This is a genomic window from Citrobacter sp. TBCP-5362 (assembly GCF_005406305.1).
Classification (GTDB): domain Bacteria; phylum Pseudomonadota; class Gammaproteobacteria; order Enterobacterales; family Enterobacteriaceae; genus Citrobacter_B; species Citrobacter_B koseri.
Genome location: NZ_CP040234.1, coordinates 1,815,657 through 1,828,111 on the forward strand (window position 1 = coordinate 1,815,657; position 12,455 = coordinate 1,828,111).

Sequence of the window (12,455 nt, forward strand, 5' to 3'; positions counted from 1 at the left end):
CGCGTCTTATCCGATGATATACGGCAAGTTACTGAACAGCGTACGCACGTAATCCAGCAGCAGGTTAAGCATCCAGGGGCCCGCCACAATGATCGCCGTAAATACCGCCACAATTTTCGGGATAAATGACAGCGTCATTTCGTTGATCTGGGTGGCGGCCTGTAAAATACTGATGATAAGGCCGGTAAACAGCGCAACCAGCAGCAGAGGCGCGGCAAGCGCAAGCGCGACCTTCATTGCCTCCGTGCCTATCATCATGACCGATTCGGGTGTCATTTTGCGCCTCTAACTGTAAAAACTTTGAGCAAGAGAGCCAACGAGCAACTGCCAGCCGTCGACCAGGACAAAAAGCATAAGCTTAAACGGCAGCGCAATGGTGGCCGGCGGCACCATCATCATCCCGAGCGCCATCAACACGCTGGCGATAACCAGATCGATAATCAGGAAAGGGATGAAAATCGTAAAACCGATCTGAAAAGCGGTTTTTAACTCGCTGGTGACGTAGGCCGGGAGCAAAATTCGCATCGGCACGGCTTCCGGCCCCTGTAGCGGGCCGCTGTTTGCCAGACGCGCGAACAGGCCCAGGTCAGCCTCACGGGTCTGCCGCAGCATAAACTCCCGTAGCGGCTGAGCGCCTTTTTCCAGCGCTTCCTGCATGGAAATCTTCTCTTCGCTGAAAGGCTGCCAGGCATCCACATAAATTTTGTCGATAACCGGAGACATAATAAAAAACGTCAAGAACAGCGCCAGCCCGAGAAGCACCTGGTTTGGCGGCGCAGAGGGCGTTCCCAGCGCGTTTCGCAGCAAGCCGAAGACGATAATGATGCGGGTAAAGCTGGTCATCATCAGCAAAATGGCGGGCAGGAACGTCAGTGACGTAATAAAGACCAGTGTCTGTACCGGCAGGGACCAGCTTTGCCCGCCGCCGGGTAGCGGTTGGCTGACCAGTCCGGGTAATTGTGCGAACGCGGCAGGGCTGATAAACCACAAAGCCATCAGCGTGAGGGATAACAAACGGCGCATCAGGATCTCCCGGAACGCTTCAACAAACTCTTCATCATGGCCTGGAAATCCGCAGGGGCGGCCGGTTTTTCTTCTGCAACGACAGGCGCAGGGGGGAGGGTATGCAACACATTGACTTGCGTGGCCGTGACGCCCAGTACCAGCCGAGCGTCTTCAACATCGACAATGACCACGCGCTCACGCGGGACCAGCGAGGTGCTGGCTGACACTTTCAACCCTCGCGTACCGGCGCCTTTGGGCGCAAACCCCAGGCGTTTAATGACCCAGGCTGCGACCAGAATCAACACGATGATCCCAAACAGCGCGCCGCTCACCTGAACTAACGGCGAGCCTGATACGGCAGAGGGCTGTGAAACGGTAGCCTGGGTTTTCATGCTTAACGGCTCAGACGACGCATACGTTCAGACGGCGTGATGATATCCGTGATGCGCACGCCGTATTTATCGGCGACCACCACGACTTCACCCTGGGCAATCAGGTAGCCGTTAATCAGAATATCCAACGGCTCGCCTGCCAGTCCGTCCAGCGCGACCACTGAACCCTGCGTCAGGCGCAGCAGCTCTTTGATGGTCATGCGCGTGCGACCCAGCTCCACGGTCAGCTTGACCGGAATATCCATGATTAAATCGATATCCTGTAGGTTTCCACTGACGTCGCCGCCGCCCAACTGCTGGAAGACGGCATCGGCCGCGCTTTTGCTGGTCGTTGTTTTTTGCTCGTTTAACGCGTCAGCCCACAGATCGTCCAATGCGCCGGTATTCTCATCGGACGGATTATTCATGTCACTCATTTGGGCTGTTCCTCATTCAGCGAATTCAAAATCGGGTTGATCAAATGCTCTACGCGCAACGCATACTGACCGTTCACGGTGCCATACTGGCTGGTCAGTACAGGTACGCCGTCCACATGAGCAATAATGCGGTCGGGTTTTTCAATCGGCAGCACGTCGCCGGGTTTCAGCTTTAATATCTGGGAAAGGCGCAGCGGGATGTCCGCAAAGTTCGCCACCAGCTCCAGCTCTGAATGCTGAACCTGACGCACCAGATTGTCGCGCCAGTTCTGATCTTCATGACGCGAGTTTTCCAGCGGCGGGTTCACCAACAGCTCCCGCAGCGGCTCAATCATGCTGAAAGGCAGGCAGATGTTGAACTCGCCTGTCAGGTTGCCAATTTCGACGTGGAACGGCGTGTTCACCACAATGTCGTTCGGAGAGGTGGTGATATTGGTGAATTTCACCTGCATCTCAGAGCGAACGTACTCCACTTCCAGCGGGTTAATCGCTTTCCACGCGTCGCTGTAGCTTTCAAGCGCCAGCTTCAGCATGCGGTTGATAACGCGCTGTTCGGTATGCGTAAACTCACGACCTTCCACTTTGGTCGGAAAACGCCCGTCGCCGCCAAACAGGTTATCCACGGCGATAAACACCAGACTCGGCGAAAACACCACCAGACCCGTACCGCGCAGTGGCTTCAGATGGATCAGGTTCAGGTTGGTCGGTACGGGTAAATTACGCGCAAATTCGTGATATGGCTGAATGCGGATCGCGCCTACGGTAATATCCGGGCTGCGACGCAGCAGGTTAAACAGTCCCATACGGAATTGACGCGCGAAACGTTCGTTAATGATCTCCAGCGCCTGCAAGCGCTCGCGCACCACGCGACGCTGTGTATTGGGATCATAAGGACGAATATCATTGTCGCCCACGCCGCCAGGGGTGGGTTCGTCTTTGGCCTCGCTGTCGCCGTTGAGCAGCGCATCGATTTCAGCCTGAGAAAGAATACTATCGCCCATGTCTTTACCGCAGAATGAAAGCTGTATAAAGAACGTCGGTGACTTCCTGTTTCGGTTGTCCAGCAACGAGCGGAGTAGAGAGCGTTTCTTTGATTGCCGCGATCAGCGTCTGCTTCCCGGCTTCCGTCGAAAGCGCAGTGGCATCCTGACGCGAAAACAGCAGCAACAGACGGCTGCGCACTTCTGGCAGATATTCGCTCAGACGCGCGCGCGTCACTTCGTCCTTCAGGCGCAGCGTAATCCCGATATACAGCACGCGATCGGCATCGCCCAGATTGACGGTAAACGTATCCAGCGCGAAAAATACGGGCGCTGGCGGCGGTGGCGGGGCCGCGCTAGCGCTGGCGGTCGGGTGCTCCTGCATCCGCCAGTAGCTATAGCCGGCGGTTGCGCAGGCGGCAAGAGTAATCAACACCAGCAAAGGGATCCAAATTGAGCGTTTGCTCTTTCTGTTAATCGCGGAGTCAGTCATCAGATACGGGCTTCCTGTTTCGGTACAGCTTATTGGCTGATTATCCCGTGTCCTGTCCACGGCAAAGCGTGGAAAAGACGCGGATAATCATGCTACCTCTGGCGTTAGGCGAAGATATCCACCGCGCCATCGCCGCGAGCGGCAGCCTGGAGCGAGCCCGGCGTCGTCAGTGCGATGTCATCTTCGGCGGCAAAAGCCTCTTGTCCCTGTGCGCGGGAAGCGTGCTGCTGCTGGGATGACGACTGCTGCTGTCCGGCGAAACTTTCACTGCTGATACTGCTTTGTCCCAGCTGGATGCCGTTTTCCGCCAGTTGGGTACGCAGTACGGGTAACGCGGCTTCCAGCGCGGCGCGAACGTGGCTATGCGCTGACACCATTTGCAGTTGCGCCTGGTTATCATCCATTTTGAGGGAGATTTGAATCTGCCCCAGTTCCTCCGGGTGCAGACGCAGTTCCGCGCTCTGCTGCCCCTGGCGGGTAAACAGCGTCACATGCTGGCTTAATGACTGCTGCCACTCATGGCTGCCCAGCGGCGCGCTGAGCACCGGGGCGGCTGCGACAGGCGCGGGTTGCGTCTGCGTCGTCATACCGCCAGGCGTGGTCATGGCGCCAATGGTCGTGACCGGAGAAGGCGTGCTTTCCATGTCGGCTTTAGCGGCAGCGGCGGCGACCAGCGGCGTTACCGGCTGGTTGCTTGCTGAGTTTGCGGTGACGTCAGGCGCGGCATCGACTTTCCCTTTTTTCAGCTCGCCAGTCGTCAGCCCGGCAACCGCATCCTGCATAGCGGCGCGCGTATCGCCACGCAGCGATGCCGGGGCGGAGAGTGCGCCTTCAGCCGACGCGGTTCGCGTGGTTGGCGTCAGCGCCGGCTGGCCCGGTAACATGGCGAAGAGCGCGCTCAGATTCGCGAGGTCTTCATCGCTCAGCGCCGGTGCGTTGTCGTCCTGCCGGGCAGTCTTACTTAACGCGTTCAGGGCGTTGCTTTTCAGCGAAGGCGTCAGCGTGGACAGCAACTGCTGTGCCTCGGTCAGGTCTGCTGTGGCGTCATCCGTCAGCAGATCCTGGCGCGCCAGAAGATCGGCCAGCGCTGTCGTCTGCGGCGTATCGCCATTTTTTTGCAGCAATCCTTTTTGCAGTTTGCCGCCTGCCGCCTGGAGATCGGCAAGCGAAAGCGGGGCATCTTTACCCTGCGCGTCGCCTGCGCCCAAAGCACCGGCTAACAGCGCCAGAAAATCCTGGGCTGAATCGGCTGTTTTACCGGCCTGAAGGCCTGTCGTTACGTCTGTGTCGGTCGTGATCAGTTGGGGCAAGGTGATCATTCGGTTTTCCTCATTGCAGCACGCTGAGCAAATTCATCCATTTTTTTCTGATCCAGGCGGTTTTCAGCCAATAACGCTGCCGCACTTTGTCTGTCCTGTAAGGTCTGCCAGGCCTGAAGCCGTTGTTTCTTTTCACGCCAGCTGTTCAGCGCCACGTCCACTTTTTGTGTCCACTGCGTCAGCTGCTGGCGATGCTGCTCAATGGCCTTCTCCAGCGTCTGAATAAATTGCTGATAGTTAATCCAGCGGTTGCTGGCAATCCCCTGGCCCATATCGGCATTGAGATTGTTGCGATACTCATGCTGATAATCGATCAGCATTTTCAGTTGTTCTTCCGCCTGCTGGAATCCGCGTCGCATTTCCCCTAATAAGAGAGCGGCATCATCCACTTCTTTCTCGGCCAGATCTTTTAATGTTGCCAGCGCACCATGTTGTGCCATGACCTATGCCCTCCTGCTTCATCACACCGTCGGGAAAATCAGTTCCAGCGCCTGGAGAGAATCTTCCCAGTCGGCTCGTTCGAAAATACCTTGTTGCAAAAACGCCTCCAGCTGCGGCCACAGCGCGATGGCTTTATCCAGCATGGGATCGCTGCCTTTGGCATACGCGCCGACGCTCACCAAATCGCGGTTACGCTGGAAACTGGACAGCAACTGTTTGAAATTCCGTACGCGTGCATAGTGTTGCTCGGTGATCAGCGACGTCATCGCACGGCTGATCGACGCTTCAATATCAATGGCCGGGTAGTGACCGGCTTCGGCCAGACGACGGGATAACACAATGTGTCCATCCAGGATCGCACGCGCCGAGTCGGCGATCGGGTCCTGCTGATCGTCGCCTTCGGTCAATACCGTATAAAACGCGGTGATGGAGCCGCCGCCGTGAATGCCGTTCCCCGCACGTTCCACCAGCGCAGGTAATTTTGCGAAGACCGAAGGCGGATACCCCTTGGTCGCAGGTGGTTCGCCGATCGCCAGCGCAATCTCACGCTGCGCCATCGCGTAGCGGGTCAGGGAGTCCATGATCAGCAGTACGTGCTGCCCGCGATCGCGGAAATCCTCGGCAATACGCGTGGCATAGGCCGCTCCCTGCATTCGCAGCAGTGGCGAGACATCTGCAGGCGCGGCAATCACCACCGAACGCGCGCGCCCGTCAGCGCCCAGAATGTTTTCGATAAAATCTTTAACTTCGCGGCCACGTTCGCCAATCAGCCCGACGACGATAACGTCCGCGCGGGTATAGCGCGCCATCATGCCGAGCAGAACGCTTTTACCTACGCCGGAACCGGCAAACAGCCCCATACGCTGTCCGCGTCCGACGGTAAGCAGCGCGTTGATGGGGCGGACGCCGGTATCCAGCACATGCTCAATGGGCGTTCGCTGCAAGGGGTTGAATGGCTGAGTGATTAACGCGCCGGTTTCCGTGGTGTCTGGCGCGGGAAGACCATCCAGCGGCTTGCCGCCGCCGTCCAGCACTCGCCCCAGCAGGGCAGGGCCGAGCGGCAGCTGTTTTCCGCTTTGCAGACCTTCCCCGGCAATATTTTTTGCGTAAACGCGTGCGCCGGGAAGAATGCCTTCGACCTCTTCCAGCGGCATTAAAAACAGCCGCTGGCCATTAAAGCCGACGACTTCGCTTTCCACTTCGCGTGTTTCCGTCCCGTCCTGCCGTTCAATGACGCAGGTCGCGCCGAGCGGCAGCTGCAAACCGGTGGCTTCCAGCACCAGACCGGTGGCGCGGGTCAGCCGCCCGTAGCGACGCACCGCCGGGAGCTGCGCCATTTTGGCTTCGAAGTTATCCAGCGTATTCAGCCAGCGGGTCAGGCGCGTAGTCATCAGACGACTCCGGGAGCCGCCAGGCGGCAGAGTTCTTGCCAACGCGTGGCGACGCTGGCGTCCAGATCGCCTTCATCGGCGGACACTTTACAGCCGCCATGATGCAGCGTGGGATCGCCGCGCAAACGCCAGCCGTGCAGGCTGAGCGTGGCCCCGAGCATCTCTTCGACGCGCTGTAAATCATCCGGGTGAACGCGTAATTGCGGTTTCCCGCTGAACAACGGTTCCTGTTGCAACAATTGCTGGATCTGTTTAATGAGCGCGGAGTTGTCCACCGCTGGCGTCTGGCCGATCACCTGGCGAGCGGCTTCCAGCGCCATTTGCATCAGGCGCGAGGCAATCACGCTGTCCAGCGCGTCCAGCGTATTCTGAAACTCGCTGACCAGTTGTTGCATTCGGGCATTCAGCGGCGCCTGTTGAGCGCGCGCCTGTGTCTGGCCTTGCTCCAGCCCTTGCGCTAATCCTTCCTGATAGCCCTGTTCGTGGCCTTTCTGGCGGCCTTCGGTGAGGCCCGCGTTATACCCTTGCTCGTGCGCCTGCATTTTCAGCTGCGCCAGTTGCTGCTCAAGCTGCTGTTCGGCACTCAGCTCCGGTTCGTCATCGATGGCTATCGGTTCGTCGCGGTGCTCCATTGGCACAAACTCGGCCAGGGGAGGGACGAGATCGTCCGGTGTCCAGATCTGCCACGGCAATTCGTTAGACATAGGTATCCTCGCCGCTGCCGATTACCATTTCGCCGGTTTCCGCCAGACGACGCACAATAAGCAGAATGGCTTTCTGTTCGTTCTCCACCTGAGACAGACGTACCGGGCCACGGTTGGCGAGGTCGTCGCGCAGAATATCGGCAGCACGCTGCGACATGTTGCGCAGGAATTTCTCGCGCAGCGGCGGCTCGGCGCCTTTCAGGGCGATCAGCAACGACTCGGAATCCACTTCCTGCAACAGACGCTGGATGCTGCGATCGTCGACTTCCACCAGATTTTCGAACAGGAACATTTCGTCGATAATTTTCTGCGCCAGCTCGCCGTCGAATTCGCGTACGGCGCTGATAACCGCCTCTTCCTGCTGGGTTTTCATCAGGTTGATGATTTCTGCCGCGGTTCTCACGCCGCCCATTTTGCTGCGTTTGAGGTTCTGACCGTCGAGCAGACCATTCAACACTTCGGTCAGTTCCGCCAGTGCGGCTGGCTGTACGCCGCCGAAGGTCGCGATACGCAGCATGACATCGTGGCGCAGACGTTCGTCGAACAGCGCCAGAATATCGGCGGCCTGGCCGCGTTTGAGATGCACCAGGATGGTGGCGATAATCTGCGGGTGTTCGTCGCGGATAAGGTCGGCGGCGCTTTGCGGCTCCATAAAGTTGAGCGTTTCAATGCCGCTGGCGGTATCCCGCGTTTCGAGGATATCTTCCAGCAGACTGGCGGCACGTTCTTCACCCAGCGCTTTAACCAGCACGGAACGCAGGTATTCGTTGGCGTTGATGTTGAGTGCGGCAAACTGTTCGGCTTCTTGCTCAAATTCCGCCAGCACATCGGTCAGCTGTTTGTTGGAAATCTGGCGCACGTTCGCCATTGCCGAACTCAGGGTTTGCACTTCGCGCGTGGAGAGGTGCTTAAACACCTCTGCCGCACGGTCTTCGCCAATGGTCATCAGCAGGATGACGCTTTTATCGGTGCCGGTAAGTTTATTGCTCATGATCGTTATTCATCCACTGGCGAATGACCAGCGCCACGACGCGCGGATCGTTATCTGACATTTCGCGAATACGCTGGCTCATCACTTCTGCGCCCAGACGCTGGTTCGCCCGGCGCTGCTGGGTCTGTTCGTCTTTGCTGAGGCGAACTTCTACCGCTTCTTCGGTTTCCTGACGAACCTGCGCCTGTTCCTGCGCGGCTTTCGTCTCTTCAGCGCGGCGAGCAAGCTGCGGTCGAACCGCTTTGCGCCACAGAATCCAGGCAACCAGCAGAACCAGGAGCCAGCGACCTGCGGAGATCAACTGCTCAATAAAGGCTTGCTGTTTCCAGAATGGCAGCTCGCCGCCCAGGTCGTCCGTTGCGGTAAACGGTGAATTCACCACGTTAAGGGTATCGCCGCGTTTGTCGGAGAAGCCCATTGCTTCGCGGGTCAGATCTTCGATCTGCTTCATCTGTTCCGTGGTTAACGGCAGCGGTTTGCCGTCCGGCAGGGCGCGGTAGTTCACCACGACCGCCACGGAGAGTCGCTGCACATCGCCCACGTTCAGTTTGGTGTGGCGAATGGTGCGATCCACTTCATAGTTACTGGTTTCGTTGCGCTGCGTATTGCGCGGCACATTGCTGTTCGCATTGTTGGTCGTCTGCGTGTTCTGCGCGTTTTGCTGATTAGCAGGCGGTGTGCTGATCGGCGCAGCATTCGCCGGCGCAGGCTGATTCGACAGCGCACCCGGTACGCCGCCCGGATAGCCGGAGCCGATTTGCTCGCTTTCATTAAGCTGGCGTGAGCGCAGCACGGCCTGCGATGCGTCGCCGTTCGGACGGTATTGCTCTTCCGTTTGCTCTTTGTTGGCAAAATCCAGCTGCGCAGTAACCTGAGCATGGACGTTGCCATTGCCGACGATTGGCGAAAGGATCGATTCGATACGGCGCTGAATGCGTCCTTCCACATCGCTGGCATATTTCAACTGCGCGTCGTTCAGATCGCGGCTGCTGGTATTGGACTGAGTCAACAGATGACCGCCCTGATCGACCAGCGTGACGTTACCTGGCGGCAGACCTGCAACGGCGCTGGATACCAGATGCACCACCGCGCTGATTTGCCCTTCATCCAGCGCGCGGCCTGGTTCAAGATTGACCGTCACGGAAGCGGAAGGGGATTTCTGCTCGCGCACGAACAGAGAAGGTTTCGGCATCGCCAGGTGGACACGGGCGCGTTTTACCGGCCCCAGGGTTTCGATAGTGCGAGCCAGCTCGCCTTCCAGCGCGCGCTGGTAATTGACCTGCTCGCTGAACTGGCTAATGCCGAATTTTTCCTGGTCTAACAGCTCGAAGCCAACAGCGCCGCCTTTTGGCAATCCCTGTTGCGCCAGGCGCAGGCGAAGCTCATGCACTTTATCGGCAGGCACTTCAATCGCACCGCTTCCTTCGGTGAAGCGGTAAGGGATGTTCATCTGGGTCAGCTGCGTGACAATGGCCCCGCCATCCTGATCGGAAAGGTTGCTGAACAGCGTGCGATAATCTGGCGCTTTCGCCCACAAAACCATAGCAACGATGATGGCAACGGCGGCTGATCCCGCCACAATCAGAGGAATTCTGGGATTCGCGCGCAGGCGATTAAGCCACTCGAGAGGTTTAGGTTGGGTTGCAGTCGATGCAGTCGCACTCATCTCGCACCTCGTGACTGATCGTGGACGGCGTTTTTTGCAAAGTGGAACAAGACTCACTCCCGGGTCAGCAAACTCGAAAAATTGACGGTCTCATTATTTGCGGTTTCGAATTTTTCTATGCGCCAAAAACCGAGGTTTTTTATCGCTATTTAGCGCCTTTATCTTATTGACAAACTGGTAATCTCTGCTGTGTAAAAAATCATCCAGGGGATTAGCATGTCAGCAATACAGGGGATTGAAGGGGTTATCAGCCAGCTACAGGCAACGGCGATGTCCGCACGGGCGCAAGACGCGCTGCCGCAACCAACCGTAAGTTTTGCCGGTCAACTGCATGCGGCACTGAATCGCATCAGTGACACGCAAACCACCGCGCGCGTACAGGCAGAAAAATTTACTCTGGGTGAGCCAGGCATTGCGCTTAATGATGTGATGACCGATATGCAAAAAGCGTCTGTCTCAATGCAGATGGGTATTCAGGTACGCAACAAACTGATGTCGGCGTACCAGGAAGTGATGTCGATGCAGGTGTAGCCAGACCTGCTGAATGCATCATACAGGCCGGATAAGGCGCTTGCGCCGTCATCCGGCAAATGATTACTTCTGAATCAGATAGCGAATCGTTGGGCCATCCTGCTGAATATCCAGCACCGTATAGCCGTGATTGCGCGCATCCAGCGGAATATTATTGATGGATTGCGGGCAGTCGCTCACCACTTCCAGAATTTCTCCCTTTTTTAACTGCGGCATCGCTTCCAGCGTGGCGACGGCCGGGTAAGGGCAGGGCTCACCAACCATATCAAGACGGTAATCAGGAACGATATTTTTCATGCGGATTCCTTAGCAGGGGTTAACCCGGAGCGACGGAAGAAACGTTTTTCCCAACCGATTATCAGCATCAGCGCGGCAAACAGCAGCAGATAAGTGACCAGCAGGCCGCCCAGCGGGCCGAAGGTGTCGAGCAGATTCACTTTGTCCCAACGGGTTGCCAGCGCCGGGGCAAAATCATCCCAGTAATATGCCAGAATAGTGGAGCCGATAACGTTGCCGAGGCCCACCCACCAGTAGTGCACCTGACCTTCCACGGCGCGGTACATCCAGCCGGTTTCACACCCGCCCGCCAGCACGATGCCAAAACCAAACAGCAGACCGCCGATAACGGCGTTCGGGCCAGCCCACATAATCTTCGCTTCCACGCCTAACTGCACGTAGCTGAAAATTCCGATAGCGCTCACCGCCATCCCGAAGATGATGGCTTTCGCCATATGGGTGCGACCGGTGATCCACAGGTCACGGAAGGCCGAGGTGAAACAAATTTGCGCACGTTCAATCAGCAGACCAAAACCCACGCCGAACAGCATGGCCAGCCCCAGTTTTGGCTGGTTCATCGCCGTCAGCAGCGCCCAGCCGATCATGCCGATAAAGACCAGCATCCCCAGACGGAAACGGTGGCGCGCCTGATCCGGCTTCTGCGTCAGCGGCGAGGCAGCGGAGACTTTCTGCATTTTGACCGGGATACGGAATATGGGCAGTAGCGTGAAGCGTGCGCCGAACCAGGAGCCGATGGCGGTTGCCAGCGCAAAGAACCAGGCATGAAGAGAAAACTGTGGAATGCCGGTGAAGAAGGCCGCCAGATTGCAACCCATCGCCATGCGCGCGCCAAAACCGGCAATCATCCCGCCGATAATCGCCTGCATAATGCGGATACGGCTGCGCGGCATACGTAATTTAACGTTGTTGGCCCACAGTGCCGCGGCAAAGCAGCCGCCGAACATGCCGAGGATCATCATCCCGTCGATGCGGGTAAGAGGGGAACCTTCCAGATGGATCAGCTTGTAGTAACCCCACTCTTCAGCATGAACGCCAAACAGCTGGAGGATTTGTCCACCCCAGCGGGTGAATTCGCCTGTGACAGCCCAGAACGTACCGGTGATACCGAAATAATAAGTGGAGAGAATACCTGCTGCGATGACCGCAGGGACAGGCGCCCAGAATTTAACTAACCAGGCTTGTTTGAATTGTTGCCATGACATGCTTTCTTAGCCTCTGAACTCAGAAGGAAAATAAAAGAAGAGCGGATAGTACACCGATCAGATTTTTTGCCTACTACTAATAAGAAGTAATATCGACTGGATCAATATTACTTGTTGGCCCTGAAAGGCTGGCGACATCAGGGCTTTAATGCCACAATCCTGTTTTCTTCGCATGCAGGATGAATGATGAAAAAAATAGCGATCGTTGGCGCATTTCTGGTCCTTACCGGGTGTGCAGAGGTACAGAACTATAACGATGTGGTGAAGACGCCAGCGCCAGCCGGTCTGGAAGGATATTGGCAGTCAAAAGGCCCTCAGCGCAAACTGGTAAGCCCTGAGGCGATAGCCAGTCTGGTGGTGACCAAAGAAGGAGATACCCTGGATTGCCGTCAGTGGCAGCGGGTGATTGCCCTGCCGGGTAAACTGACGCTGCTTTCCGGTGATTTAACCAACGTTACGGTGAAGCGCGAACTCTATGAGATTGAGCGCGAAGGGAACACGCTGGAATATGATGGTATGACGCTGCAACGCGTGGACCGACCCACGACCGAATGCGCCGACTATTTATCGAAACATCCGCTCGCGAGTCAGTTACCGTAAACATTTTCGGTAAACGCTGGCGGTAAT

At 57.1% G+C, this 12,455-nt stretch carries 16 protein-coding genes; 2 read left to right on the plus strand and 14 right to left on the minus strand.

The annotated features are described in order from the left end of the window. Window positions 1-6: 6 nt before the first annotated feature. The 12 genes from fliQ to fliF all read right to left on the minus strand — a co-directional run bounded on the left by fliQ (window position 7) and on the right by fliF (window position 9,798). Window positions 7-276: a flagellar biosynthesis protein FliQ gene (gene fliQ / locus FD428_RS08735; protein WP_012131897.1), complete on the minus strand. Its 270-nt coding sequence runs from the start codon at window positions 274-276 to the stop codon at window positions 7-9. Window positions 277-285: 9 nt separating this feature from the next. Then, window positions 286-1,023, minus strand: coding sequence for a flagellar type III secretion system pore protein FliP (gene fliP / locus FD428_RS08740; RefSeq protein WP_012131898.1), 738 nt, complete (start codon window positions 1,021-1,023; stop codon window positions 286-288). Continuing rightward, window positions 1,023-1,397 carry a flagellar biosynthetic protein FliO gene (gene fliO / locus FD428_RS08745; RefSeq protein ID WP_114848771.1) on the minus strand — a complete coding sequence of 125 codons (375 nt, stop codon included), beginning with the start codon at window positions 1,395-1,397 and terminating at the stop codon, window positions 1,023-1,025. The genes fliP and fliO overlap by 1 nt, the downstream gene beginning before the upstream one ends. Before the next feature lie 2 nt (window positions 1,398-1,399). Next, a complete protein-coding gene (gene fliN / locus FD428_RS08750) occupies window positions 1,400-1,813 on the minus strand; it encodes a flagellar motor switch protein FliN (protein ID WP_012131900.1) in 414 nt (137 codons plus the stop codon). Continuing rightward, on the minus strand, window positions 1,810-2,814 hold the full coding sequence (gene fliM, locus FD428_RS08755) for a flagellar motor switch protein FliM (RefSeq protein WP_012131901.1): 1,005 nt from the start codon (window positions 2,812-2,814) through the stop codon (window positions 1,810-1,812). The genes fliN and fliM overlap by 4 nt, the downstream gene beginning before the upstream one ends. Before the next feature lie 4 nt (window positions 2,815-2,818). After that, on the minus strand, window positions 2,819-3,286 hold the full coding sequence (gene fliL / locus FD428_RS08760; protein WP_047462901.1) for a flagellar basal body-associated protein FliL: 468 nt from the start codon (window positions 3,284-3,286) through the stop codon (window positions 2,819-2,821). Between the two features lie 104 nt (window positions 3,287-3,390). Further along, window positions 3,391-4,605: a flagellar hook length control protein FliK gene (gene fliK / locus FD428_RS08765; RefSeq protein ID WP_058669299.1), complete on the minus strand. Its 1,215-nt coding sequence runs from the start codon at window positions 4,603-4,605 to the stop codon at window positions 3,391-3,393. After that, window positions 4,602-5,045 carry a flagellar export protein FliJ gene (gene fliJ / locus FD428_RS08770; RefSeq protein WP_012131904.1) on the minus strand — a complete coding sequence of 148 codons (444 nt, stop codon included), beginning with the start codon at window positions 5,043-5,045 and terminating at the stop codon, window positions 4,602-4,604. The genes fliK and fliJ overlap by 4 nt, the downstream gene beginning before the upstream one ends. Before the next feature lie 21 nt (window positions 5,046-5,066). Continuing rightward, window positions 5,067-6,437, minus strand: a complete 1,371-nt coding sequence (fliI, locus tag FD428_RS08775; RefSeq protein WP_012131905.1) for a flagellar protein export ATPase FliI — start codon at window positions 6,435-6,437, stop codon at window positions 5,067-5,069. Next, the gene (gene fliH / locus FD428_RS08780; RefSeq protein WP_058669297.1) at window positions 6,437-7,141 is read right to left on the minus strand and encodes a flagellar assembly protein FliH; all 705 of its coding nucleotides are present in this window, start codon (window positions 7,139-7,141) and stop codon (window positions 6,437-6,439) included. The genes fliI and fliH overlap by 1 nt, the downstream gene beginning before the upstream one ends. Further along, a complete protein-coding gene (fliG, locus tag FD428_RS08785) occupies window positions 7,134-8,132 on the minus strand; it encodes a flagellar motor switch protein FliG (protein ID WP_012131907.1) in 999 nt (332 codons plus the stop codon). The genes fliH and fliG overlap by 8 nt, the downstream gene beginning before the upstream one ends. Beyond that, window positions 8,122-9,798, minus strand: coding sequence for a flagellar basal-body MS-ring/collar protein FliF (gene fliF, locus FD428_RS08790; RefSeq protein ID WP_058669296.1), 1,677 nt, complete (start codon window positions 9,796-9,798; stop codon window positions 8,122-8,124). The genes fliG and fliF overlap by 11 nt, the downstream gene beginning before the upstream one ends. A gap of 216 nt (window positions 9,799-10,014) precedes the next feature. Between fliF and fliE the strand changes: the two genes are divergently transcribed. Next, window positions 10,015-10,329: a flagellar hook-basal body complex protein FliE gene (gene fliE / locus FD428_RS08795; protein WP_012131910.1), complete on the plus strand. Its 315-nt coding sequence runs from the start codon at window positions 10,015-10,017 to the stop codon at window positions 10,327-10,329. 63 nt (window positions 10,330-10,392) lie between these two features. On the opposite strand, the gene yedF is transcribed toward fliE, so the two are convergent. Both yedF and yedE read right to left on the minus strand, forming a co-directional pair. Continuing rightward, window positions 10,393-10,626, minus strand: coding sequence for a sulfurtransferase-like selenium metabolism protein YedF (gene yedF, locus FD428_RS08800; protein ID WP_000790504.1), 234 nt, complete (start codon window positions 10,624-10,626; stop codon window positions 10,393-10,395). After that, the gene (yedE, locus tag FD428_RS08805; RefSeq protein WP_114848770.1) at window positions 10,623-11,828 is read right to left on the minus strand and encodes a selenium metabolism membrane protein YedE/FdhT; all 1,206 of its coding nucleotides are present in this window, start codon (window positions 11,826-11,828) and stop codon (window positions 10,623-10,625) included. Before yedE ends, yedF begins: the two co-directional genes overlap by 4 nt. Window positions 11,829-12,014: 186 nt before the next feature. Here yedE and yedD point away from each other — a divergent pair, with 186 nt between their 5' ends. Next, window positions 12,015-12,428 carry a lipoprotein YedD gene (gene yedD, locus FD428_RS08810; protein WP_047463076.1) on the plus strand — a complete coding sequence of 138 codons (414 nt, stop codon included), beginning with the start codon at window positions 12,015-12,017 and terminating at the stop codon, window positions 12,426-12,428. Window positions 12,429-12,455 lie beyond the last annotated feature (27 nt).